We start from the raw sequence: 23,946 nt of genomic DNA, 5'->3' as shown, positions 1-23,946 counted from the left end.
AGACCCTGCCAGACCCGGAACGTAACCTCAGTCCCAGGGATTGTCGCGGTTATGGCGGCGATGCGACCGGCGCCGGTCCCGCTCTTCCCGCCGTGAGATCTGTCCGGGAGAGTACGGCGGATGAGACGGATGCGGCGGCTGCAGGCCCGTACCGAAGTCCGCTTCAAAATCCCGCTCGGGAGGCTCACCCTCCTCGAGCTGTCGTTTGGCCTCAGCATCACCGAGCTGGGCCCGGGCTCTGCGGGTGAGCTCCTTCTTCCGGTTGCGGATGATCTCATCCTTGCGCGCGATGTGTCCCAGTCCGCCGAGCAGCGTGGGAATGATGACGAAGATCGGCCAGAAGAAGATGAACCCTCCAGAAGCGATCGACGAGATCGCCCAGATCGCCAGCACGATCCCGACCGGCCCTGCAACAGCACCGAGCAGTGCACGACGCACCCGATCTCGGTAGTACTTCTGCGCCGCGGCATCGATCTGCTCCGGCGTGATCGGCACCCGCTCTGCCTCGAGGCGAGCCAGTGCCTGCGCACGGCCCGCATCATCGAGCTTGCCAGGCTCGACCTCGGCCGGATCGGCGAGGACGAGGTCCTCGATCAGCTCTGGGACTTCACCGAGCGTCTTGATCTTCGCAGCCGCCTCGGTGCGTTCATCGAACTCCTCAACGTCGAGCTGACCGAGAGCATAACCCTCCGAGAGGACATCACTGACGACCGCGCGGTCGGCATCAGAGGCCCGGACCCGCCCATACGAGCGGGGATCTGCGCTGAACCGCGACCAGAGGGGACTGGCATTCATGGTGAATACTCTAACCCCGCGATCAGCGGTGAGACTGAGGATCAGCCGGGAATCGGGCTGGACTAAACTCGACCGAGTGGAACCCGTCGTCGTGCTCATCCTCTTCGCCGTGTTCCTCGGCGCATTGTCCCAGCGCGTCACCGGGATGGGATTCGGCCTGGTCAGCGGTCCCTTCCTCGTCCTCCTCCTCGATCCGTTCAGCGGCGTCATCCTCGTCAACATCTGCGGAATCGTCGCCTCATTCTCCGTCTTCGTCCGCACCTTCGCAGAGGTGGAATGGCCGCCTTTCCGGCATCTTTCCTTGGGCGCGGTGATCGGTACCATCCCCGGCGCACTCCTGTCGTCATCGATGCCCACCCCACCGCTGCAGATCCTCATCGGCGCACTCATCATCGTCTCCCTCATCAGTTCACTGACCTTGGGGAAGCTGGGGCGGACGATCCCCGCGAACATCGGCACACGCCTGACGGCCGGTCTCTTCTCCGGGGCGATGTCTGCCGCGGCAGGAGCCGGGGGACCGGCGGTGAGCGCCTACGCTGTGCTGACGAGCTGGGAACAACGGTCGTTCGCGGCCACCCTGCAGCCGTTCCTCGTCGTCGGGACCGCCTCGGCGGTGGTGATGAAGGTGATCATCGACGGAGGGTCCTGGCCTCACCTGGAGATCGGAGTCTGGATCGGACTCGGTCTCGTCCTTGTGGCGGGCCTCGCCGGAGGCGATTGGCTCTCCCGCCATATCGACGTGGGCGCAGCGCGGATCGGGATGCTCGTCCTCGCTTTCGGAGGCGGGATCGCGGCCTTGGTCAAAGGTCTCGTGGCCCTCGTCTGAGGCGGTGGCACACTGGCCGTCTGAGGCGGTGGCGCACTGGGCGAGCGACGGTGTTCGATGACCCGCGCGCAACGGCGTCGCGTGACCTGCATGCACCGGTCTTCCACCGCCGGGACTGAGCCGTCATCGACGGCCGGGGACTGAGCAGATGTGGGGCACAGGCTCAGACGTCTTCCAGTTTCATCGGGCATACTGTTCGAGGACAAAGCTAGCCTGGGAGGCATGGATCGTGACTGAAGTATTTCTGTTGCTGCTCGTAGTTCTCGGGGCCGTTTTCTTCATCGGTCACCGCAAGGAGAAGAAGCGGCAGCAGGAATTGCACGCCGCTGAACTTCAGCAGGTGAAGAAGACCGCTGAAGAGGACGTCACCGCATTCGGTGAGGAAGTCGCCGAACTCGACGTCATCACCGCTGGCGTCGACCTCGACACGGGCGGAGCGCAGGACTACAAGCAGGCGCTCGACTCGTACGACGTCGCCAAGGAGACACTCGAGAAGGTCTCCGAACCCACTGACATCCGCCACGTCACCGAGGCGCTCGAAGACGGCCGCTATGCCGCCAAATGCGTTCGCGCCCGGGTCGAAGGCAAACCCCTGCCGGTGCGTCGTCCGCCCTGCTTCTTCAACCCGCAGCACGGTCCCTCGGTCGAAGACATCGACTGGGCCCCGGCCGGCGGCCAGCTGCGCCCCGTGCCCGTGTGCGCCGCCGACGCCGAGCGCGTCGCCGTCGGAGCCGATCCGCTGGTGCGCAAGGTCGTCACCGGTGACGGACACACCCGTCGCGCTTACTGGGAGGCCGGGCCGGCCTACGCCGAATACAACCGCGGCTACTTCAACTCCTACGCCGGCTCCGGTCTGTTGCCCGGCGTCCTCATGGGTGCCATGATGTTCGGCGGAATGGGCGGCGGCTGGGACGGCGCCTACGGCAGCGACATGGGCGACGCCGGTGGCGATATGGGCGGAGACATGGGCGGCGGTGACGGCGGAGGCTTCTTCGGAGGCGACGGCGGTGACGGCGGCGGCCTGTTCGACGGATTCGGAGACATGTTCTGATGGACACGATCGGGATCCGCGGCGAGTCGATCAGACTCGGTCAGCTGCTCAAACTCCACGGAATCGCCGAACACGGTGCCATGGCCAAGGACATGATCGCCGACGGTGAGGTCAGCGTCAACGGATCGGTCGAGACCCGCCGCGGTGCCACGATCCGACCCGGCGACCGCATCGAAGCCCTCGGCGAAGTCATCGAGGTGGCGGCTGAGGAAGGCTGACAGCTTCGGATATGAGTGGAGGGCGTCCCTGCAGGGACGCCCTCCATTTGTCTGTTCGGACTGAATTGCTCTCTGTTCCGGCTGAACTGTTCTCTGTTCGGTCTGAACTGCCTACTGCAGTTCAGGAGCTCCCGGGGTGTCGTTGATGCCCGGGGCGTCCCACAGCGCCGACCAGTTCGACGTGTCCTCTTCGAACGGCAGCTCGTTCGAGAGGATGCCCTTGACCTGGATCTCCAGGGGATTGTCCCGCTGCTTCGGTCCCAACTGCACGAACGGATAGAAAGTCCCGCGCTTGTACTGGTAGACCAACGCCATCCGACGCCCATCGGGATGGACGAAGTACACGGTTGTGCACAGCAGCATCGTGTCGAAGCCCTGATTGACCAGCGCGGAGTTCACGGCGTGGATGTTCGTGACGAGGTTGACCACCTCGGCGTTCTCATCGGCCACGACCTGCCACGTGAACCCGAACCCGTCGTTCTCCTGCCTCACCGAGGCGGCCGGGTCGGAGCCGATGAGGGCGACGCTTTCGGACTCGGCGGATTGGAACGCGGCTCCCTCGACCTGACGGAAGGCGACGGCCCCGACACCGGTGGGGGTGAAGCCGGTCGCGGCCTGCAGAGTCAGTGCCGCCGGAGGCAGGGCGAAGAGGTCGTCGAGGTTGGCCCGCTTCGGTTTGGACCGGCCGAGCAGTGCGTCGAAGAATCCCATGGAACTCCTATATCGGTGGTGCGCAGTTCAAAAGGTGCAGTTGGTGCTCACTCGGGGCGGGAGAGCTGGGCGGAGATCTGGGCCAGCTGCTCCAGTCGCTTCTCGAGTGAGGGGTGAGTGGAGAAGAGCTGACCGAAGGCGGCCTTTCCGCTGATGGCGGGGATGAGAGCGAGGTGGTTCGCCGAGGCGGACGACCGTAGGTCCTTCTCCGGGATCTTGGCCATGTCTCCGCTGAGCTTCGTCAGCGCCGACGCCAGTGTGGACGGTGCACCGGTGAGGATGGCTGCTGCGCGATCGGCGGCCAACTCGCGATACCTGGAGAGGGCGCGGATGAGGACGAACGAGAGCCCGTAGACGACGGCTCCGACGAGGATGAAGAGCAGCTGGATCGGGATGCCGTTGTTATTGTTGTTCGACCGTCCGAAGCTCATGTAGTAACCGGCGCGCATCATCAGTGCGGCGACGACACCGGTGACGCCGGCAACTGTCATCACCGTGACATCGCGGTGGGCGACGTGTGAGAGCTCATGGGCGAGCACGACCTCGACCTCATCACGGTCGAGCTTCTCGAGCAGACCACGGGTCACGCACACCACCGAGCGCTCAGGGGATCGGCCGGTGGCGAAGGCATTGGGGATCGGGGAGTTCGAGACGGCCACGCGGGGTTTCGTCGAATCGGCCAGCTGGCAGAGTCGGTCGACGATCGTATGCAGCTCCGGAGCTTCCTCGGGGGAGACCTCTCGTCCGCCCATGGCACGCATGGCGATCTTGTCGGAGAAGTACCACTGGAAGAAGAACGCGCCGGCGCTGATGAGGACGGCGATGATGACTCCGGGAATGTTCTGTCCGAAGATCCACCAGATCGCGAGGATGATGACGACATAGATGAGGCCGTTGAGGAAGATCGTCCATCCCATCCGCATGGTCAGTCCGTTGTCTTTGACGAAGCGATTCTTCATCGGGGTTCCTCTCTGGCAGTGGCAGAACCGGCCCACTGTCGAAGACAATGGGCCGGGTGCATTTCGGTGCTCTGTGGTTTCAGGCCGGGTCCGGGATGAAACCCTCGCCGGTGAGCAGTTCGGCGATCTCGGCCAAGGTGGCGTCGACGAAGGGGATGACGACATCGGAGGATCCGAGGTAGTCATCGGCGACGGGCTGCCCGTTGGCCGTGACGTAGTCATGGAGGGCGCTCAGCGCGGTGCGGGCGGCTTCCTCGTTGCCGGCGTTGACGGCATCTTCGACCTGGTTGTCGTACTTCTGGAGCAGGTCCTGGTCGACGTTCTTGACGTCGAACTGTCCTTCGCCCATGATGCGGATGATCATTGCTGATCCTCACCTTCGAGCGACTTCTGGTCCTGCTTCTCGGACCCGGCAGGCAGGGAGTCACGCATCCGCTGGAGTTCCATCTCGACGTCGTTCTCGCTGGAGAGGGAGTCGAGCTGGGCGGTGATGTCGTCCTTCTGGGTTCCCGTGACGTCGTCGAGGGCACCCGAAGCGAGGAGCTCATCGACGGCACCGGCCCGCGCCTGCAGCGACGCGGTCTTGTCTTCGGCGCGCTGGACGGCGAGTCCGACGTCACCGAGCTCTTCCGAGATGCCCGAGAACGCCTCGCCGATCTTGGTCTGTGCGTCGGCGGCGTTGTATGTGGCCTTCAGCGTCTCCTTCTTCGTGCGGAAGGCGTCGACCTTGGCCTGGAGACGCTGCGAGGCGAGAGTGAGCTTCTGCTCCTCGCCCTGCAGTCCTTCGTGCTGGGTCTGCAGGTCGGTGATCTGCTGGGTCAGCCCGGACTTGCGGGTCAGGGCCTCGCGAGCGAGGTCTTCGCGACCGATCTGCATGGCTTTCTCGGCCTGACCGGAGAGCTTGTTCTGCTGCTGTTCGAGCTGGTTGATCTGCAGCTCGAGGCGCTTGCGGCTGGTGGCGACATCGGCAACACCACGACGGACCTTCTGCAGCAGCTCCAGCTGCTTCTGGTACGAATAGTCAAGGGTTTCGTTGGGGTTTTCGGCCTTGTCCAGAGCTTTGTTGGCCTTGGCACCGAAGATCGTCGCGATCCGTTGGAAGATACTCATCCGTAGTCGACTCCTGCATTGGTTTGACCCGACGCTGCCAACCCGATCCACTCCGGTCCGGAGATTCTTGGCCAACACCGCCGCGAACTATCGCTCTCAAGTCTACTGAGAAAGGCTGATAGTTTGCCAGACGCCGACTACGAGAACGAACAGATCCCGGCCGCAGAAACTCGGGGATGAGCGGCAGAGGTCCCGGCGCTCGAATCCGATCGGCTCAGGGGGCGAAGAGACGCGAGTTCGCCGCCTCGACTTCGGAGTACTGCCGGGCCGCGGTGTGGAGCGCTCCGTGGACGGAGTTGAGCGATTCCATGAGCTGCTTCTGCGCACGCTCCCACTGGTTGACCACGGCTTGGAAGTTCTGGGCCGCACTGCCGCGCCAGCACTCCTGGAGGGCGAGCAGATTGCGCATCATCGTGTCGGATTCGGACACGAGATTGCGGGAGGTGTTCGCGGCGGCTGTGGCAGCGGACTGGACGCGTTCGGCGTCGACTTCGAAACTCATCATCACTCCTCTTGGTCAGAGACGTTCCGCCGCGGTCGGGCGAGACGACATCAGTGTCGGCTGACGCGACAGAGGAGGGAAAGAGCACGAAAGGAGGGTGTGGACAGCGTTCGGCTGTCCACACCCTCCAGGTGGCTGAGTCACGACCGGATCCCCACGCGCGGACGCTCGAGTGGTAAACGTTCGGGCGGCTGACCGCTGAGCCAGCGGACCGCCTCGGCGTCGTGCCTACTGCAGCACGAGCGTGACGTCGAGCTTCTGTTCCTTTCCGCCGCGGACCACGGTGACCTCGACCGGGGTGTTCACCGGCTGGGCGCGGACGAGGGCGCGCAGGGCGATGGCGTTGTTCACCTTGGTTCCGGCCACCTCGACGATGTCGTCTCCGTCCTTGATTCCGGCCTTGGCCGCGGGGGATCCACCGGCCACGGACTGCACCTTGGCGCTGCCTCGGCTGATCCCGCCGCTGTTGATGTGCCCGTCGGTGAGAGTGATGCCGAGGAACGGATGCTTGGCCTTGCCGGAGGAGATGAGCTGATCGGCGATCATGACAGCCTGGTTCGCGGGGATCGCGAATCCGATGCCGATCGACCCGGACTGACCTCCCTCGCCCTGGCTCAGCGATGCGGCCGCCGAGTTCACGCCGATGAACTGGCCATCACCATTGACCAGCGGTCCACCCGAGTTGCCGGGGTTGATCGCCGCATCGGTCTGGATGGCGTTCGTGATCGTCATCTCCTTCTCCTGCGAGGAGGCATCGTCGCCGATGTTCTCCGTCGATACCGGACGGTCGAGCGCGGAGACGATGCCGGTGGTCACGGTGTTGGCCAGACCGAGCGGGTTGCCCAGGGCCATCACGGGGTCGCCCACGGTCAGCTTCTTCGAATCGCCGATGGCCAGAGGTTTCACCCCGTCGGGCACCTGTTCGAGCTTGATGACGGCGATATCGGTCGAAGGATCGCGTCCGACGATCTTCGCCTCCGTCGTCTCGCCGTTCTTCATGGTCACGGCGATCTCGCCGTCGGGGGTGTCCGCGGGCGCGACGACGTGGTTGTTCGTGATGACGTGGCCCTGATCGTCGTACAGCGCACCCGAGCCGAGTCCCTGGACCTGGCCTCGAGTACCGACCTGGATCGACATCACACTGTCCGAGGTCTTCTCTGCGACCTGCGTCCAATCGGGGGTCTCGATCGTCTCCTCGGCGACCTTGCGCGGTTCGTCCTGCTGCAGCGCCGAGAGCGCATAGTTTCCTCCGAACGCGAGAGCCCCACCGAGGAGCGCGGCCACCAGGCCGATCGCGATCGTCGCACCCCAACCGGGTCCTTTCTTCTCTCGCCGAGGCGGCTGCTGAGCGCCGTACGGACCGAACCCGTCCGGTCCGTACGGACCACCGGGTCCGTTGGGATTCACCGGCCCACCGGGTCCGGGCTGGGAACCGACGGCCGAGAATTCCGAGGAATAGGGGCCCGAGCCGGGTGCCGCCGAGTAGGCGTTGGAACCGGTGGGCTGGCCGGGAGCGTTCTGTTGGTTCGATGCGACCTGCTGACCGGAACCAGGCTGTTGGCCCGGAGCGTTCGGGTACCCCGGACCGTGCGGGTTCTGGGGGCCGTTCGGGTGGCCAGGAGCGGCTGGATAGTCGGCGGAACCTGTCTGCTGAGAGTTCGCCCCGGCGTGATAGGCACCAGCGCCAGCAGCTGCTGCTCCGGCCCCTGCCGCTGCGCCGGCTCCTGCCGGGGCTCCGGTGCCGGTGGCAGACGAGCCGGTGCTGTTCTGTCCGTTGGCGTTCTGGCCCTGATACGACTGCGGACCGTTCTGCTGGGACTGCCCGTATGGAGATTGGTTCTGAGTCTGATTCGCCTGGACGTTCTGCCGACCCGACTGCGATTGGCTGCCGTAATTGCCGTGGGCGCTCTGGTGTCCCTGCTGGCCGCCCTGCTGTTGGCTGCCTGGCTGGTACGAAGAGTGCTGCTGCCCGTTCGGCTGATACGGCGACGGCTGCTGGGAGGGAGAGCCTCCTCGGTGAGGGGGTCCGTCCACAGGGTTCTGCGCCTGAGTCGACGGAACGTCGGGGTGTCTCTCCGGCGGTGCGACCGGTGGACTGACGCGTGCAGGACCGTTGGGCTGGGACGGGAAGGTGCGCGGAACCTCGGCTCCGGACCCGCGGTAGCCTCCGGCCGATGGGCTGCGACGTCCCCCGCCGGCGGAAGCGCTGCCATGATTCCCCGACGGAGGCGGTGTCTGATCATCCGATCGGGAGCTGCGGGACACCTCATCCGGATTCTGAGGGTCGGTGTTCTCGTTCATCGCTCATCCTTTCGCGTGTCCGCAGTGGTTTCGCCGTTGTCGGAGATGGGCAGGTCGATGCGGAACGTCGCACCGCCGCCCGGAGTTTCGTGGACGGAGATCGCACCATGGTGGTTCTCCACGATCGCCTTGACGATCGACAGGCCGAGCCCGGACCCGCCGGTGTCCCTGGTCCGGGACACGTCGAGGCGGTAGAAGCGCTCGAAGATGCGCGGGACCACCTCGGGGTCGATACCGTCGCCGTGGTCCCTGACCTCGAAGCGGACCCTGCCGTTGGGGAATCCTCGCAGTGACTCATCGACCGTGATCGATCCGGCAGCCGTGACATCGGGGACGATGTTCGCCGGCTCGGGAGCCTTGGACTGAGGTCCGGATTGGGACTCGGCTGCTGATGAGGACTGCGCCGCAGTCTGGGAATCGGCCGCTGCCCCATTCTGCGGTCCGGAATTCTGAGGACCGGAGGGCTGCGCCGACTGCGATCCGGACGGTGTCCTGAGCTGCCCGTTGTGCTGCCCCTCTCCGTACTCCGCATTCGCGGTGGGAGTCACGGGACCCACCTGACGGTCGGGCTCGGCCGGGGACTGTGCGGCGGTCCGGGGGGTCGGTTGGGTGTCGGTTTGGTCGTGTCCAGCGGAGTCGCCTCGGCGGAAGATGCGGACGCCGCCGGTGACGAACCCGCGTTCACGGGGTTTGTCCTTCGCCCCGCTCTTCGCACCATTGCGACCGTTCTGACCGCGGGCGCCGCCCTCGCGGATCTCGCCGGTGTCTGCGGAATCGGGGTCGACGGACTCGGGGAGACCGACGACGCCGACGGCGAATTCGATCGCCGCATGCTCGGGGGTGTGGCGCACGGCGTTGCCGGCGAGGTTGACGATGACCTGGCGGATCTTCGATTCGGAGCCGCGGATCATCGGCACGGGTTGGGCGTCCTCACCGTCGAGTCCGATGAAGCTGATATCGCGGTCCGGGGCCTGTGCCGCGGCATCGGCGGCGGCATCGCGGACGACCTTGTGCAGATCGACCGGGCCGATCTCGGCGGCACGCTGCTCGTCGAGCCTGGCCAGGACGACGAGATCGTCGACGAGGACGCCCATGCGCTTGGCCTCGGACTCCATCCGCTCCATCGCATTGGCGACGTCCTCGGACTTCGTGATCGCACCCTGGCGGTACAGCTCCGCATAACCGCGGATCGTGACCAGGGGCGTGCGCAGCTCGTGCGAGGCGTCGGAGACGAACTGGCGGATGCGCTTCTCCGAGCGGGTCTGCCCGTCGAAGGAGTCCTCGATGCGTCCGAGCATCGTATTCAGTGCCGCCGACAACCGCCCGAGCTCGGTGTTGCGCGGATAGCTGGGCACACGTTGGGACAGGTCGCCGGCGGCGATGCGGGAGGCGGTCTTCTCGATATCGCGCAGCGGGCGGAACGTGTTGTTGATCGCCCAATAGCCGACTCCGGCGACCATCGCCAGGGCCAACAGGCCGATGCCGATCATCGTGTTCCGGGCCCGCTCGTTGATGTTGTCGACTTCGCGGTCGAAAGGCACCGCGATGGACACGAGCACGTCGGTGTTCTTCACCTTCATCGCCCGGGCCCGCCACTGCGAACTCGTTCCGGCGACGGTGAATGGCTGGCCGCCGCGCGTATAGACTTCCTTCTCGTTGATCTTCGGCAGGATCGGACGGTTCTGCGGCTCCGGGGCGACGGGGTCGCGGATCGGATCTCCGTCCGTGTTGTAGAACTGCACATAGAATCCACCCGGCAGGAGGCTCTTGAGCTGATCCCAGGAATTCGAATCGATCGTCGTCGACGACGGCACATCCTCGGCGTCGTCGTCCCCGGACTGGAGTTCGGCCTTCTGGAACACATCTTGGTAGGCCTGCTTCGCCAGGGTCTCGGAGGCGCTGATGAGTCGTTCATCGGTGCGCTGGACGAGGCTGTCGCGCAGGTTCTCCAACACCCAAGCGCTCGTCCCCGTGAGGACGAGCAACATGAGCAGCATCATGATGGCCAGCAGCTTGGTGGTCAGAGACCATTCTTCCCAGAAGCCGGGACGGGAGGGACGGGATTCTATTGCCACGTATGTAATCTATCGTCCTTGCATGGACGACTACTTGGATTCCGGTGTGCGCAGCATGTAGCCGACCCCGCGCTTGGTCTGGATCATCGGTGTCCACTCCATCTCGACGGGGTGGCCGGCGGCATCCGTCTCCGGGGTGACGTCGATCTTGCGGCGCAGGTAGGAGATATAGGACTCGACGATTCCCGTGTCTCCGCCGAAGTCGTATTCCCACACGTGGTCGAGGATCTGCGACTTCGACAGGACGCGGTTCGTGTTGAGCATGAGGTAGCGCAGCAGCTTGAACTCGGTGGGGGAGAGGTCGATGAGGATGCCGGAGCGGCGGACCTCATGGGTATCGTCGTCGAGTTCGAGGTCGCCAGCCACGATGACGGCGTTTTCTTCGTCCTCGAGATTGCGGGTGCGGCGGAGGACGGCGCGGATGCGGGCGACGACCTCTTCGAGGCTGAAGGGCTTCGTCACATAGTCGTCACCGCCGACGGTCAGACCGGTGATCTTGTCCGAGGTGTCATCACGGGCGGTGAGGAACACGACGGGGGCGTTCATGCCGATCTGGCGCAGACGGCGGGTGACGGTGAAGCCGTCCATGTCCGGGAGCATGACGTCGAGGACGAGGAGATCGACGTCGGTCTGCTCGGCGAGGCGCAGCGCCTCGGCGCCGTTGGCGGCGGAGACGACGTCGAAGCCGGCGAAGCGGAGACTGGTGGACAGGAGTTCGCGGATATTGGGCTCATCATCGACAACGAGCAGGGTGGCTTCGATGTCGGTGTCGTTCTGTGCTGTAGTCATGGCTCCAGTCTGAGACCCATTTCTGGGAGTGGGCTGGAGGTAAGCTGAATGCGAATGTGACATGTGTCACTGGAAAACTCTCAGGAAAGTCATTTTGGTCCTGGATCGGGTATTCGTTCTCAGGAACGAAAGCCTGATTTCAGTGAAAAATGTGGCCGCGCCCAGTTTGTTTTCAGAAATGCTCGCCGAGGTGGGTGTGCGAGGGCGCGTTCAGCTGAGTATGGGTGTTCGGCTCAGCGTGGGCGCGGCGGGCGAGGGTCGGGTGGCATCGGGAAGACGGTGCCCGACCGGGATGTCGGATTCTCTCGGATCTCACGCGGCGGGCGGAGGTCGAAGAGCTGCTGGGTGACGGCGAAGCGCCGAACCAGCTCGGGGCGGTGGCGGTCATAGATCACCTGGCCGACAGTGCCTCGTAGTGACGGGTCCTGCTGGACGAGGTGACGGGCCCAGCGGTCCCGGCCCTTGTTATCGACGAAGTGAACCACGGTCAGGCTCGGTGCTCTTGCCGAGGAACCGGACCAGTAGTCGATAACGCTGCCTTCGGCCAAGGCTGCATTGGGGTAGGGAGGGCGGTCGAGAATCGGATAACGGGCCTTACGGAATGCGAGCAGGGAGACGGCGATGAGTCCGAGGCCGGCGGCGATTGCAACCACCCACCAGATCGGAGCCGCGTCTGTCATGGCGGGAACGAAGCCGAGGCCGAGCCCGCCGCCGGCCCCGAGTGCCGCCAGTTGGTATCGGAAGAACCTGGACAGGCTGCCGCCGGTGCGGAAGCGGCCGAGGGCCGCGAGTACGAGCAGGAAGCTGATGGCGGCAGAGACGAGGGCCACGATGACGGCGAGGGCGCTGAAGACGGCTTTTTCGCTCAGCAGCCCTCCGGGATCCGCGGGAAGGAATGACAGCACCGCAATGGCGAAGCCCGACGCCAGTGTGGCCGACATGGTGGTGATGCCTGCAAGGCCGGCGGCGAGCTTGCGTCCGGCGGTGATGCGCAAGGGTTGAAGTGACATGGGCGGCTCCTCGGCTCAGCCGTGGGGATCGGCATCGGACTGGCGGGCGCGGAAGGCTGCGACATGAGTGCGGGTGGCGCAGCTGCCGGTATCGCAGAAGCGCTTCGAGCGATTGCGGCTGAAGTCGGCGAGGTAGGCGCGGCAGTCCTCGGCGGCGCAGCGGCCGAGCCGGTCGAGATCGCCGGAGCGGATGAGGTCGATGAGGACCAGAGCGACATCGGCGGCCACTCGGTCGGCCAGGCTGGCTTGAGCGCCGGTCGCGTGCAGGTGCCAGTCCCAGTGGTCGTGTTTGACCAATTGCGGCACTGACCCCGAGTCGCTCAGTGTGAGATTGATCTCATCGACGACCGCGATCGTCCCCGCTTCGACCTCGTCGTCGGTCTCGGCGTCGATGCTCGCATCCAATGCTGCGGCGAATCTGCGGCGCAGTTCCAGGGTCTCGTCGACGTCGCTTCTGGTGGCGGTCAAAGGTCCGGAGAAGTCGTGCCGGGCCGCGAATTCGCGGAGTTTCGCGGTTGTCGTCAGTTCGTCACCGCCGTCCGTGATGTCGCCGGAGGTGTTGAGGAGGTCGACGAGCATCGTGAGGTTCGCGCGAATGTCGTAGATGAAAGCCATGGTGAATGACATTCTGCCACAGGATGTAAGGACCAAAATGCACTTGACCCATTTCAATTTCAGGGTCGATACTGAAACCAGCAGCCGTCGGACCGCCTCGGCGAGGGGATGATCCGCCACCGCACCATCCGCTCAGCGTCGCACTGTCAACTCAACACCGCACCACCACCTCGGGGACGTCTGTCCTCGTACGCCACTCAACGTTTCGCCACATCAGGAGGTCAGGAATGAATCGCACCGTCATCGCAGGGTTCCTGCTCACTCTTGCCTCCGCGTTCTTCTTCGCGGTGTCGGGGCCGATCGCGAAGACGATGTACCAGGTCGGGTGGACGCCGGGCGCGGTTGTGCTCATCCGCTTGGCCGGCTCCGCGGTCCTGCTGCTCATCCCCACCCTCATCGCCCTGCGCGGACGCTGGGGCGAAGTGCTCACGCACTGGCGCACCGTCGTCACCTACGGCCTGGTCTCGATGGCCGGCGTCCAGGGGTTCTACTTCGTCGCCGTCGAACACCTCACCGTGGCCGTGGCGCTGCTGCTGGAGATGACCGCGCCGATGCTCATCGTCTTCTGGATCTGGGCGCGGACGCGGACCCGGCCGGCGACCGTGACATTCATCGGGGTCGTCGTCTCGATGATCGGGCTCCTGCTCGTGCTCAACCTGCGCGGATCGTCGATCAGCATCTTCGGCGTGATCATGGCCATGGCAGCCGCGGTCTGCCTGGCCAGCTATTTCCTCGTCTCCGCGAAGGACACGATCACGATCCCGCCGGTCGCGCTGACCGGTCTGGGCATGGGCATCGGGGCCCTGGCGATGTCGGCCATCGTGCTCGCCGGCGTCATGCCGTGGAACGCGGTGACGGCGGACGTCGACTTCGGCGGGGTGTCGATGTCGTGGGTCGTGCCGATGGCGATGATCGTCGTCTTCACGGTCGGCGCCTACATCACCGGGATCCTCGGTCTGCGCTACGTCGGGGCGACGGTCGGATCGTTCGTCAACCTCGTAGAGGTCCCGTTCTCCGTCATCGTCGCCTGGCTGGTGCTCTTCGAGATGCCCGCCCCGATCCAGCTCTTCGGCGGCGTGTTCATCCTCGGCGGCGTCGGCTTCATCAAGTGGGGCGAGTCCCGCCTGGCCCGCCGCGTCGCCCGCCGCGAGGTCGTCGCCAAGTCCGAACCCTCCCTCATCACCACGTAATTACTACCTGAGGGCGGCCCAGCAACCTGGCGCCAGGTTGCTGGGCCCCCGTCAGGTAGCTCGAAGACATCTGCGATGGCAAGAGATATTGATAGGTTGACCACATGGGCCATATCGAGATCAACGATGTCTCCCACACCCTCGCCGACGGCAGGCCTCTGCTCGGATCGGTGTCGTTTCGCGTCGGGGACGGGGCCAAATCCGCGCTCATCGGAGCCAACGGTGCCGGCAAAACCACCCTCCTGAGGATCCTCACCGGTGAGCTCGTCCCTGATGAGGGAGCTGTTTCGCATACCGGCAGCATCGGATTGATGCGTCAGTTCATCTCCGCCGATACCGTCGCCGAGGCGCTCGAGGAACTGGCTCCGAAGCCGATCCGTCGTGCGGCGGCGAATCTGCGTCGGGCCGAAGAGAAGCTGCTCGGACCCGAGAGCGAGTCGACGGCTGTGCAGATGGCCTACGCCACGGCGATCAACGATTGGTCGGACGTGGGCGGATACGACGCCGAGGTGCTGTGGGACACCTGCACCACCTCGGCGCTGGGAATGTCGTACGACCGCTGCCGGGACCGTAAGATCTCCACCCTGTCGGGAGGGGAGCAGAAGAAACTCGTGCTCGAAGCGCTCCTGCGCGGCCCCGATGACATCCTCATCCTCGACGAGCCTGACAACTTCCTCGATGTCCCGGGCAAGCGCTGGCTCGAAGCCGAGCTCAAGGACACGGACAAGAGCGTCCTCTTCGTGTCCCACGATCGTGAGCTGCTTGCACAGGCGGCCACGCAGATCATCACCGTCGAGCTCTCTGCGGCGGGGAACACCGCATGGGTGCATCCGGGCGGATTCGGCACCTACCACGCGGCCCGGTCGGACCGGTTCGAACGGCTCGAGGAGCTGCGCAGGCGATGGGACGAGGAGCACGCGAAGCTGCGGTCGCTGGTGCAGATGTACAAGCAGAAGGCCGCTTACAACTCGGACATGACTTCGCGGTACCGGGCCGCGCAGACTCGTCTCGAGCGTTTCGAGACCGCCGGCCCGCCCGAAGCCATTCCGCGTGAACAGGATCTCGGAATGCGTCTGCGCGGCGGACGCACGGGCAAGATCGCGATCGTCGCCGATGCGCTTGAACTCACCGACCTCATGCTGCCGTTCGACCTCGAAGTCCATTACGGGGATCGGATCGCCGTACTCGGATCGAACGGGTCGGGAAAGTCGCACTTCCTGAGGCTGCTCGCAGCCGGCGGCAGCGACCCCGAACCCGAGCACCGCCCGGTCTCTGACATCGACATCGCACCCGTCGCCCACGACGGAACAGTGCGGCTCGGAGCCCGCGTGCGTCCCGGCTGGTTCGCGCAGACGCACGGCCGCCCGGACTTGCGCGGGCGGACCCTGCTCGAGATCCTCCACCGCGGGGACGAGCATCGAGCAGGCCTGCCGCGGGAACCGGCTTCGCGGGCGCTTGCCCGCTACGAGCTGGCCGGTGCTGCAGAGCAGTCCTTCGATTCGCTCTCGGGCGGGCAGCAGGCGCGCTTTCAGATCCTGCTGCTCGAGCTCGCGGGCGCGACTCTTCTGCTGCTCGACGAACCCACCGACAACCTCGACCTCGTCTCCGCTGAGGCATTGCAGACTGCGCTGCAGTCATTCGATGGGACGGTGCTGGCAGTCACTCACGACCGCTGGTTCGCTCGTGACTTCGACAGGTTCCTCGTCTTCGGGGCCGACGGCGAAGTCTATGAGTCGGAAGCACCGGTCTGGGACGAAGGTCGCGTGGTTCGCGACCGCAAGTGAGTCTCCCCGAACTACCCGACGGGGGCCCAGCAACCTGGCGCCAGGTTGCTGGGCCCCCGTCGGGTAGCAATTGAGGGGAGTATCAGCGGACTTCGATGCTGTAGCTGTAGCCCTGCTCGGTGAGGAAGCGGCGGCGCTGAGCCGCGAAATGCTCATCGACGGTATCGGCGGCGACGACCGTGTAGAACGTGGCCGAACCCTTGTCTTCCTTCGGACGCAGGATCCGTCCGAGGCGCTGAGCCTCCTCCTGCCGAGACCCGAACGCTCCGGAGACCTGGATCGCCACCGAGGCGGCCGGCAGATCCACTGAGAAGTTCGCGACCTTCGAGACGACGAGCACCGGAATCTCCCCGGACCGGAACTCGCGGAAGAGCTCCTGGCGCACCGATTCCGGGGTCTGCCCGGTGAGCACGGGCGCACCGAGTTCGGCTCCGATCTCCTCGAGCTGGTCGAGGTACTGACCGATGACGAGGATTTGGGCATCCGGATGATCGGCGACGAGCTCGGAGACGATCGGCAGCTTCGCATCCGAGGTCGCCGCCAACCGGTACCGGTCCTCCCCGTCGGCGCGGGCATACGCGGTTCGGGTTCCGCCGTCGAGACGGACGCGGACCTCATGACAGGCGGCCGAAGCGATATAGCCGAGTCGTTCGAGTTCCTTCCACGGCACCTCGTACTGCTTGGGCCCGATGAGGGAGAACACCTCGTCCTCGCGTCCGTCCTCACGCACCAGCGTCGCGGTCAGGCCGAGGCGACGGCGAGCCTGCAGACTTGCGGTCAGCCGGAAGATCGGCGCCGGAAGCAGGTGCACCTCGTCGTAGATGACCAGGCCCCAGTCCTTCGCGTCGAGGAGCTCGAGGTGGAGATACGAGCCCTTCCTCCGGGTGGTGAGCACCTGGTAGGTGGCGATGGTGATCGGGCGGATCTCCTTCGTCGATCCCGAATATTCGCCGACCTCGTCCTCGGTCAGGGTGGTGCGGCGCAGGATCTCGTCCTTCCACTGCTTGGCCGAGACCGAGTTCGTCACGAGGATGAGCGTCGTCGTCTGCACCCGAGACATGGTGGCCACACCGACGACTGTCTTCCCCGCACCGCACGGCAGAACGACGACCCCGGACTCACCGGACAGCGACTGGTCGATCGCCTGCTTCTGGTAGTCGCGCAGGTGCCACTGCCCGCCGTGGGCATCATCGGACAGGGAGATCTCGTGGGCTTCGCCGTCGACGTAGCCGGCGTGGTCGGAGACCGGGTGGCCCAGCTGCAGCAGGGCATGTTTGAGCTCCCCACGCTCGGAGGGGTGGACGAGGACGGATTCGGCATCGATGCGTTTGCCGAACTTGCCGACGAGGTCGGGCTGACCGACGAGCTCATCGAGCAGTCCCGTCTCCGTCGAGGTCAGGGTCAGTCCGTGGATCGGATGGTCGATGAGGGTGAGCACACCGAACCGGTCCATGATGTCGACGATGTCGACGAGGAGCTCATGCGGGACCGGGTACTTCGCGAATTCGAGGAGCACGTCGACGACGGATTCGGCATCATGGCCGCTGGCGCGAGCGTTCCACAGCCCCAACGGAGTGATCTCATAGGTGTGGATGTACTCCGGGGTCCGCGACAGCTGCGCAAACGGGGCGATCGCCACGGCCGCCTCGACGGCCAGAGGATGTCCCGATTCCAGCAGCACAGTCCGATCGGACTGCACGATCAACGGACCATTCATTCAATACTTCCCTTCCCGAAGTGTGATGACACCAGAGGACACAACACGTCCATCACCTCGATTGTTCCCGCTCCGAGCTACCTGACGGGGCCCTGATACCTCGCGCCAGGTTGCTGGGCCCCCGTCAGGTAGCAATTAGGGGGAGGGGTCGACGGAGACGATGCGGGCGACGGACAGTGAGGCCTCGGCGCCGGTGGTCGTCACCACTCCGCGGACGCGGCCGGCGTTGAGGGTGGTCGGCAGCATCTCGATCGTCCGTTCCTTGCCGTGGGAATCCGCGATCCGAATGAGCACGCGACGCTTCTCCTCCGCCGCTTCCCGCAGCCGATCCATATGCCCTAAAGGCTCATCCGTGCTCACCTGGGCGGCCGCCGCCGGTGCGGACCGCAGGATCCGAATATATTCGCCGAGGTGGCCGTCGCTGACCCGCGGACGTCGCCTCACGCTGACCTCGGGTTCCGATTCGGTGATCACCCGGCGCTTGCGCACCGGCCCGGTCGCCGAATGCAGCAGAGCATGGTGATCCCCGGCCTCGAGCAGATGCATCGTCCGCTCCGGGCCCAGCTGGGCGATCGCCACGGTCGGGGCCAGACGTTCGAGACCGGCCGGCATCATCGCCTGATCGGAGAGGATGACATCGAGGTCGACCGGGTCGTCGACGATGAGCACCGCCCGGGCCCCTGCCACCCGCACCCGGCGCAGCTTCGAGGCCGTGTTCTGCACGAGGAATTCCAAGGTCGACGGCAGCTCTTCGGCACTGATGCCTGCAAGTTCGGCCAAGGCCTCCTCCGGGGTGGTCCCGGACTGCATGGTGTCTTCGATGGTCTCGGCGTCGATGCGATAGACGGTGCCCTGGCCGCGTGCCTCGACGACGGCATACTTGCGCAGAATACGGTGGACCCGTGGTTCGATCGGGCCGGTGGCCACGGCGGTGAGATCGGACTGGATGAGCACTGTGTCGACCTCGGCCCCCAGCCCCTCGGTGACCGCGGCGATGACATCGCCGGGCACTGTCAGGGCATCGGCGGAGACACCCAACGGCAGGATCGAGGGGTCCTGCTCGGCATGCTCGGCCATCACCCGATCCAGTCCGGCGGCCAGACGGAGTCCGAACCGGCTCGGACCGAAATGATCCGGCTCCTGCAGCGGAGTCGTCGCCAACCCGAAACTCACACAGGTGTGGAGAACGGCCTCGGTCATCGCGAATTCGTGCGCCGGCAGCAGCGGATGCCGACGCAGCACCTCGGCATGGATCCACCCGGCCGACCGTGCCGACCCCAGACCGATGTCATGGAGGACGGAGAGCACGGCGAAGCGCAGCAGCGGCATCGCCGGCACCGACAGCCCATAGCCCTTGAACAGGGACTTCTTCGGAGCAGCGAGCACCGTGAGGCGTTCGTTCTCGCTCGCCCCCGCCGCCAGCTGCGTGACGTCGAGCAGATCGCGCAGCCACGCCCCGATCAGCGCCGCCCACAGTTCGGCACGATCGCCGGCGAGGGCGGAATCGGCATCGTCGGCGGCTGTCCACTGCGGATCGAGCGCATCGTCGAGGATGCCGATGAGGTGCAGCGATTTCGCCGCCTGCAGCAGGGTGATCGTCTGCTCAAGACCCAGTTCGAGGGTGCGGGCGAGTCGGGAGACGTCCCGTTTCGAGATGCCGCCGCTGGTCAGCCGGGAGATCGGGGAGGCGGCGAGCTCATCGACGAGGCCGCGCAGAGATGAGATGACCTCGGCCACGGCGGCCTGTTCGCTGTTGTGGATGAGCGGCTGACCGATCGCGGCCGTGCTCGAATCGATCGATGAGGGGTCGATCTGCCAGGGATAGGCTCGGGCGGATTCGGCCGCCGAGGTGGGCAGCAGAGTGATGGCCTCGGACTGGATCTTCCACACGCCCCCAACCGCAGACCCAGCAGACCCGCCAGACCCCGCAGATCCACCAGACCCACCCGCATCGGCATCCCCACCGGCCGGCCATGCCAGGCCGAGGTCGCGCAGTCGGGGCAGGGCCGCCTCGGCGAGGACGGGATCGATATGCGGATTGCCGGTGATCTTGATCTCCGGCGTCGTCCGGGCCGCCTTGGCCAAGGCGATGAAGACCTCGAGCGACTGCGCATCGAGAGCTTCGATGCCGCGGGAGACCCCGATGCGCGAGGACGCGGCCGCGGCCAGGGCCGCCATCGTCGGGGACTCGGGTTGGAGGAGGTCGCGTCGAGTCCGGACGAAGGACTCGAAGTCGGCATCTGCACTGTGGGACAGCCACTGGCTGAAGGTCATTGACATCGCAGATCAGTCTATCGCGAGGGGTACAATGGAGGCGCAGAGAAGGATCAGAGATCGGACGGAAGGACGCGCATTGTCAGCCACTCGAGTCGACACGACCATCGTCGTCGCCGCGGTTGCCGCCGCAGCCATCGGGGCGCTCGGCCTCATCGGCGTCCTCGGCCAGGCCTGGATGGGACTCACGCCCAGTCCGCTGCTGACCTACCTGCCCATGATCCTCGTGCCCATCGCCGTCATCCTCGCCTGCGTGGCCATGATCCGAGCCGCCATCCGACGCAGACAGACCGGGGTGGGCCACCGCTGAAACCATCACTCATGCCTCACCCCGCAGGTTCGGGTACGGGCATGAGCCCCACCCGCACAGTGTGATCGAATGGTGCGGATCCCCACCTCGCCGAGGCGGCCGACCACCCAATCGCGTACGCCCCCGTGATCTCCCGCCGCGGACAAGGTGCTCACCGCCACCCTGCACGTGACCTCCACGGACAGGTGAGAGCCAGGGATCACAGCGCCGATGCGATGCCCTCGGTCCCGCAGTCGGCATGGTCTGATCGACGGCGATGAGGGCACACGAGCACAGCGACCACACCACCCGACCTGCTTCCCGGCCGCGGAATCCGACTCCGCAGCCGACCGACACACAGCCCGCACCTGCGGGCACCGTACGATCAGCCCGCTTCAACGGGTACGAACAGACAGAAAGGACATCATGCCCACCGGACGCGTGAAATGGTTCGATGCCGACAAGGGCTTCGGCTTCGTCATCGCCGAGGACGGCTCGCAGGCCTTCCTCCATTCCTCCGTGCTGCCCGAGGGAGTCGAAGTCACCAAGGGCACCCGGCTCGAATACGATGTCGTCGATTCCCGCCGCGGAGCGCAGGTGCTCAAGGCCCGCCCGATCACCACTCCCGGCAAAGTCGCCAAGGCCCGCCGACGTCCGGCCGTGGACATGGCAGTTATGGTTGAAGATGTCATCAAAGTTTTGGATGACCTCAACAACGGACTGCAGCACGGCCGTTACCCGGACCCCACCCATGGGAACAAGGTCGCCAGCCTGCTGCGGGCGATTGCCGACGATTTGGAGTCCTGATGTCATCACTGTTCAGTGATTGGCTGGCCCGGCAGACCGCCGCGCCCGCCGAGAACGACGCCGAACAGGCCACCGAGGTAGCCCCTGGCAGCGATGTGCCGACCGCTGCGGGCGAATCGACCGCCGCTGGAAGTGCGGTCGCCGCGGATTCCGGCACGGCCGCCTCGGCGAAGGCAGCGAAGACCGGTCGTCCGCGATCGGGCACGGAGAAGGTCGTCCTCGACACCCAGCTGGCCGCGGCGATCGACATCGCCCGCACCGCCATCACCGAGGTGGCCGGCACCGCCGTCGTCGGCGAACACCTGGGCACGGTGGCCGAGGCGACGCGACTGGTCACCCACTACTTCGTGTGCACCGACCCGACCTACCGCGGTTGGCGGTGGGTGGCCGTACTCGCCCGCGCCCCGCGCGCGAAGAAGGTCACGGTCTGCGAAACCGCGCTGCTGCCCGGACCCGACGCTCTCGTCGCCCCCGAATGGGTGCCGTGGGAGGAACGACTCGAACCCGGTGATATGGGTCCGCGCGACACCCTGCCGAAGCTCGACCAGGATCCGAACCTGCAGCCGGGCTTCCAGCAGACCGAGGACAATGCGGCGGACAACGTCGACCAGATCCAGAACTTCGAATTCGGTCTCGGTCGTGAACGCGTGCTCTCCTCCGACGGGCTGAGCGCGGCCGCAAGCCGGTGGGCGGAATCCGATGCCGGACCCGACAGCGAGTTCGCCTCACGCGCGGCCGGACACTGCGGCAGCTGCGGCTACCTCATGCCGATCGCCGGATCGCTGCGCCAGAAGTTCGGAGTCTGCGCCAATGCGTGGTCGCCGTTCGACGGTCGCGTGGTCGGACTCGAATCCGGGTGCGGTGCGCATTCGGAGACCGATGTGAGACGGCCGAACAACGAGCCTGCTGAAGCGGTCGTCGACGACTACTCCGGCGAGCTCGAGTTCCAGGAGGGCTGAACCACTCGATGTCCCAGATGTTCCGGTCACTGTCGGAGCCGAACTACCGGCACTGGTTCGCCGGTGCCCTGATCTCCAACACCGGGACATGGATGCAGCGCACGGCGCAGGACTGGATCGTCCTGACCATGCTCACGGACAACAACGCTTCGGCGCTCGGCCTCACCATGGCTCTCCAGCTGGGCCCGCAGCTGATCATGTTCCCGTTCGCGGGCAACCTCGTCGACAAGTTCGACAAACGGCGTCTGCTCATGGTCACTCAGGCGCTGCTGGGATTCATCGGACTCGTCCTCTTCGTCCTCACCATCACCGACGTCATCGTCCTCTGGCACGTCTACGTGCTCGCGTTCACGCTCGGGATGCTGACAACCCTGGACAACCCGGCCAGGCAGGCCTTCGTCTCCGAACTCGTCGGTGAGAAGCTGCTGCCGAATGCCGTCAGCCTCAACTCGGCGTCCTTCAACGGCGCCCGCATGATCGGTCCGGCCGTGGCCGGTGTGCTCACCGCTGTCATCGGGCCCGGTCCCGTCTTCCTCATCAGTGGACTCGGCTTCGCGGCGACGCTCACGGTGCTCCTCCGGCTCGACAAATCGAAGCTGCACCCTTCCGGTCGGCGCGGCAAGGGCGGGGTCCTCGGCGGGCTGAAATATCTGCGCAGACGCCCGGACATCACGGTCGTGCTCGTCGTGCTGTTCATCGTCGCGACCTTCGGATTCAACTTCAACATCTACACGGCGACGATGGCGAAGATCGAATTCGGCAAGGATGCCAGCGGCTTCGGCCTGCTCAACTCCGTCATGGCCATAGGCTCCGTGACCGGGGCGCTCGCCTCGGCCAGGCGGGAGAAGCCCCGACTGCGATTCATCTTCGGCGCCGCCGGCGGATTCGGTGTGGCCGTCGGCGTGGCATCGCTGATGCCCAACTACTACCTCTTCGCCGCCTCGCTCATGTTCGTCGGCTTCGCATCGCTGACGATGATGACCTCGGCGAACGCCTATGTGCAGACGACCACCGCGCCGAACTACCGCGGCCGAGTCATGGCCATCTACGCGGCTGTCGTCATGGGCGGCACCCCGATCGGGGCACCCCTGGCCGGCTGGGTCGCCGATGTCTTCGGACCGCGGATGGCGCTCGTCGTCGGAGCCGCCTCGGGGATCCTCGCCTTCGCCGTGGGCCTGCTGTGGATGATCATGGCCAAGGACCTGCGCCTCCACCGGGATCCGAAGTCGCGGATCCGGCTGCACATGAGCTATCAGGGCAGGCCGCCGGGCGGCAGCGGACACTGACGGGTTCGAGCGGGCGGGGTCGCTTACTGCCGGTGGGCGTTCGGCCCCGGGCGTTGGCGGGAGGAACCCGGCACTCGGCGGGCCCGGAGGTTCGTGTCATAGAATTTCGATCGACCGCCTCGGCGAGGGATTCGAGGGTCGAGCAATGGAAACGGACGGACTGTGACAACTGACATCATCACCTCGGTGCTCGTCGGCCTGGCGATTCTCGTCGGCTGCCTGGGCATCATCGTGCCGGTGCTGCCCGGGTCGATCCTCATCGCCATCGCGGTGCTCATCTGGGCGATCATCATCGGCGGACCGACCGCATGGATCATCTTCGCCATAGTCGCCGTATTCGTCGCGGCCGGGATGAGTGCCTCGCTCGTGCTCACGGGCCGCAAACTCAAATCCATGCAGGTGCCGAACTCCTCGGTGCTGCTGGGCGGAGTGCTCGCCGTCATCGGCTTCTTCGTCATTCCGGTGCTGGGCCTGCCGATCGGCTTCGTCGCCGGTCTCTACCTCGCCGAGTATTCCCGCCTCAAGGACGGAAAGACGGCGTGGAACTCCAGCTGGGAGTCGATCAAGGCGATCGGCCTCGGTGCGGGCATCGAGTTCATCCTCGCCATGCTCGCCGGAATCACCTTCGGCATCGGCGTCCTCATCCACTTCTTCGCCTGAGGCTCGCAAGCATCCGTC

General features: G+C 65.6%; 23 protein-coding genes. 10 read left to right on the top strand and 13 right to left on the bottom strand.

All coding sequences use genetic code 11. From position 1 onward, the window contains the following. Nucleotides 1-27 precede the first annotated feature (27 nt). Nucleotides 28-795 carry a DUF1707 SHOCT-like domain-containing protein gene (locus AC239G_RS15155; protein WP_487489207.1) on the bottom strand — a complete coding sequence of 256 codons (768 nt, stop codon included), beginning with the start codon at nucleotides 793-795 and terminating at the stop codon, nucleotides 28-30. A 76-nt stretch (nucleotides 796-871) separates the two neighbouring features. Between AC239G_RS15155 and AC239G_RS15150 the strand changes: the two genes are divergently transcribed. From AC239G_RS15150 to AC239G_RS15140, 3 genes are all read left to right on the top strand, one after another. Continuing rightward, complete coding sequence (locus AC239G_RS15150) at nucleotides 872-1,621, top strand: sulfite exporter TauE/SafE family protein (protein WP_487489206.1); 750 nt, start codon at nucleotides 872-874, stop codon at nucleotides 1,619-1,621. A 229-nt stretch (nucleotides 1,622-1,850) separates the two neighbouring features. Beyond that, complete coding sequence (locus AC239G_RS15145) at nucleotides 1,851-2,672, top strand: hypothetical protein (RefSeq protein ID WP_487489205.1); 822 nt, start codon at nucleotides 1,851-1,853, stop codon at nucleotides 2,670-2,672. Beyond that, nucleotides 2,672-2,890, top strand: coding sequence for an RNA-binding S4 domain-containing protein (locus AC239G_RS15140; protein WP_259357418.1), 219 nt, complete (start codon nucleotides 2,672-2,674; stop codon nucleotides 2,888-2,890). The genes AC239G_RS15145 and AC239G_RS15140 overlap by 1 nt, the downstream gene beginning before the upstream one ends. 111 nt (nucleotides 2,891-3,001) lie before the next feature. On the opposite strand, the gene pspAB is transcribed toward AC239G_RS15140, so the two are convergent. From pspAB to AC239G_RS15090, 10 genes are all read right to left on the bottom strand, one after another. Next, nucleotides 3,002-3,601, bottom strand: a complete 600-nt coding sequence (gene pspAB, locus AC239G_RS15135; protein ID WP_139468158.1) for a PspA-associated protein PspAB — start codon at nucleotides 3,599-3,601, stop codon at nucleotides 3,002-3,004. Between the two features lie 47 nt (nucleotides 3,602-3,648). Beyond that, complete coding sequence (gene htpX, locus AC239G_RS15130; protein ID WP_487489204.1) at nucleotides 3,649-4,560, bottom strand: zinc metalloprotease HtpX; 912 nt, start codon at nucleotides 4,558-4,560, stop codon at nucleotides 3,649-3,651. 79 nt (nucleotides 4,561-4,639) lie between these two features. Continuing rightward, on the bottom strand, nucleotides 4,640-4,924 hold the full coding sequence (pspAA, locus tag AC239G_RS15125; RefSeq protein WP_139468159.1) for a PspA-associated protein PspAA: 285 nt from the start codon (nucleotides 4,922-4,924) through the stop codon (nucleotides 4,640-4,642). Beyond that, a complete protein-coding gene (locus AC239G_RS15120; RefSeq protein WP_101543641.1) occupies nucleotides 4,921-5,670 on the bottom strand; it encodes a PspA/IM30 family protein in 750 nt (249 codons plus the stop codon). Before AC239G_RS15120 ends, pspAA begins: the two co-directional genes overlap by 4 nt. A gap of 214 nt (nucleotides 5,671-5,884) precedes the next feature. Continuing rightward, on the bottom strand, nucleotides 5,885-6,172 hold the full coding sequence (locus tag AC239G_RS15115) for a WXG100 family type VII secretion target (RefSeq protein WP_035321190.1): 288 nt from the start codon (nucleotides 6,170-6,172) through the stop codon (nucleotides 5,885-5,887). Between the two features lie 228 nt (nucleotides 6,173-6,400). Beyond that, nucleotides 6,401-8,473, bottom strand: coding sequence for a S1C family serine protease (locus AC239G_RS15110; RefSeq protein WP_487489203.1), 2,073 nt, complete (start codon nucleotides 8,471-8,473; stop codon nucleotides 6,401-6,403). Then, the gene (locus tag AC239G_RS15105) at nucleotides 8,470-10,548 is read right to left on the bottom strand and encodes a sensor histidine kinase (RefSeq protein WP_487489202.1); all 2,079 of its coding nucleotides are present in this window, start codon (nucleotides 10,546-10,548) and stop codon (nucleotides 8,470-8,472) included. The genes AC239G_RS15110 and AC239G_RS15105 overlap by 4 nt, the downstream gene beginning before the upstream one ends. 30 nt (nucleotides 10,549-10,578) lie before the next feature. After that, on the bottom strand, nucleotides 10,579-11,337 hold the full coding sequence (locus tag AC239G_RS15100; RefSeq protein WP_039208507.1) for a response regulator transcription factor: 759 nt from the start codon (nucleotides 11,335-11,337) through the stop codon (nucleotides 10,579-10,581). 233 nt (nucleotides 11,338-11,570) lie between these two features. Beyond that, complete coding sequence (locus AC239G_RS15095) at nucleotides 11,571-12,347, bottom strand: hypothetical protein (protein WP_139468160.1); 777 nt, start codon at nucleotides 12,345-12,347, stop codon at nucleotides 11,571-11,573. 15 nt (nucleotides 12,348-12,362) lie between these two features. Then, nucleotides 12,363-12,974: a CGNR zinc finger domain-containing protein gene (locus AC239G_RS15090; protein ID WP_248283910.1), complete on the bottom strand. Its 612-nt coding sequence runs from the start codon at nucleotides 12,972-12,974 to the stop codon at nucleotides 12,363-12,365. Between the two features lie 215 nt (nucleotides 12,975-13,189). On the opposite strand from AC239G_RS15090, the gene AC239G_RS15085 reads away from it, so the two are divergent. Then, nucleotides 13,190-14,152: an EamA family transporter gene (locus AC239G_RS15085; protein ID WP_139468161.1), complete on the top strand. Its 963-nt coding sequence runs from the start codon at nucleotides 13,190-13,192 to the stop codon at nucleotides 14,150-14,152. Nucleotides 14,153-14,256: 104 nt separating this feature from the next. Further along, nucleotides 14,257-15,936, top strand: a complete 1,680-nt coding sequence (locus AC239G_RS15080; protein WP_487489201.1) for an ABC-F family ATP-binding cassette domain-containing protein — start codon at nucleotides 14,257-14,259, stop codon at nucleotides 15,934-15,936. An 82-nt stretch (nucleotides 15,937-16,018) separates the two neighbouring features. On the opposite strand, the gene AC239G_RS15075 is transcribed toward AC239G_RS15080, so the two are convergent. After that, nucleotides 16,019-17,653, bottom strand: a complete 1,635-nt coding sequence (locus tag AC239G_RS15075) for a DNA repair helicase XPB (RefSeq protein WP_137211323.1) — start codon at nucleotides 17,651-17,653, stop codon at nucleotides 16,019-16,021. Between the two features lie 135 nt (nucleotides 17,654-17,788). Next, a complete protein-coding gene (locus tag AC239G_RS15070; RefSeq protein WP_139468163.1) occupies nucleotides 17,789-19,933 on the bottom strand; it encodes a helicase-associated domain-containing protein in 2,145 nt (714 codons plus the stop codon). A 73-nt stretch (nucleotides 19,934-20,006) separates the two neighbouring features. On the opposite strand from AC239G_RS15070, the gene AC239G_RS15065 reads away from it, so the two are divergent. The 5 genes from AC239G_RS15065 to AC239G_RS15045 all read left to right on the top strand — a co-directional run bounded on the left by AC239G_RS15065 (nucleotide 20,007) and on the right by AC239G_RS15045 (nucleotide 23,928). Further along, the gene (locus AC239G_RS15065) at nucleotides 20,007-20,237 is read left to right on the top strand and encodes a hypothetical protein (protein ID WP_101543627.1); all 231 of its coding nucleotides are present in this window, start codon (nucleotides 20,007-20,009) and stop codon (nucleotides 20,235-20,237) included. A gap of 405 nt (nucleotides 20,238-20,642) precedes the next feature. Next, nucleotides 20,643-21,023, top strand: coding sequence for a cold-shock protein (locus AC239G_RS15060; RefSeq protein ID WP_101543626.1), 381 nt, complete (start codon nucleotides 20,643-20,645; stop codon nucleotides 21,021-21,023). Next, a complete protein-coding gene (locus AC239G_RS15055; protein WP_487489200.1) occupies nucleotides 21,023-21,982 on the top strand; it encodes a DUF3027 domain-containing protein in 960 nt (319 codons plus the stop codon). Before AC239G_RS15060 ends, AC239G_RS15055 begins: the two co-directional genes overlap by 1 nt. Nucleotides 21,983-21,990: 8 nt before the next feature. Beyond that, nucleotides 21,991-23,268 carry an MFS transporter gene (locus AC239G_RS15050; protein ID WP_139468165.1) on the top strand — a complete coding sequence of 426 codons (1,278 nt, stop codon included), beginning with the start codon at nucleotides 21,991-21,993 and terminating at the stop codon, nucleotides 23,266-23,268. Between the two features lie 162 nt (nucleotides 23,269-23,430). Continuing rightward, nucleotides 23,431-23,928: a DUF456 domain-containing protein gene (locus AC239G_RS15045; RefSeq protein WP_181270724.1), complete on the top strand. Its 498-nt coding sequence runs from the start codon at nucleotides 23,431-23,433 to the stop codon at nucleotides 23,926-23,928. Nucleotides 23,929-23,946 lie beyond the last annotated feature (18 nt).

The organism is Brevibacterium sp. Lmc1, from assembly GCF_057654315.1.
This window is presented reverse-complemented; position numbering and strand designations above follow the sequence as displayed.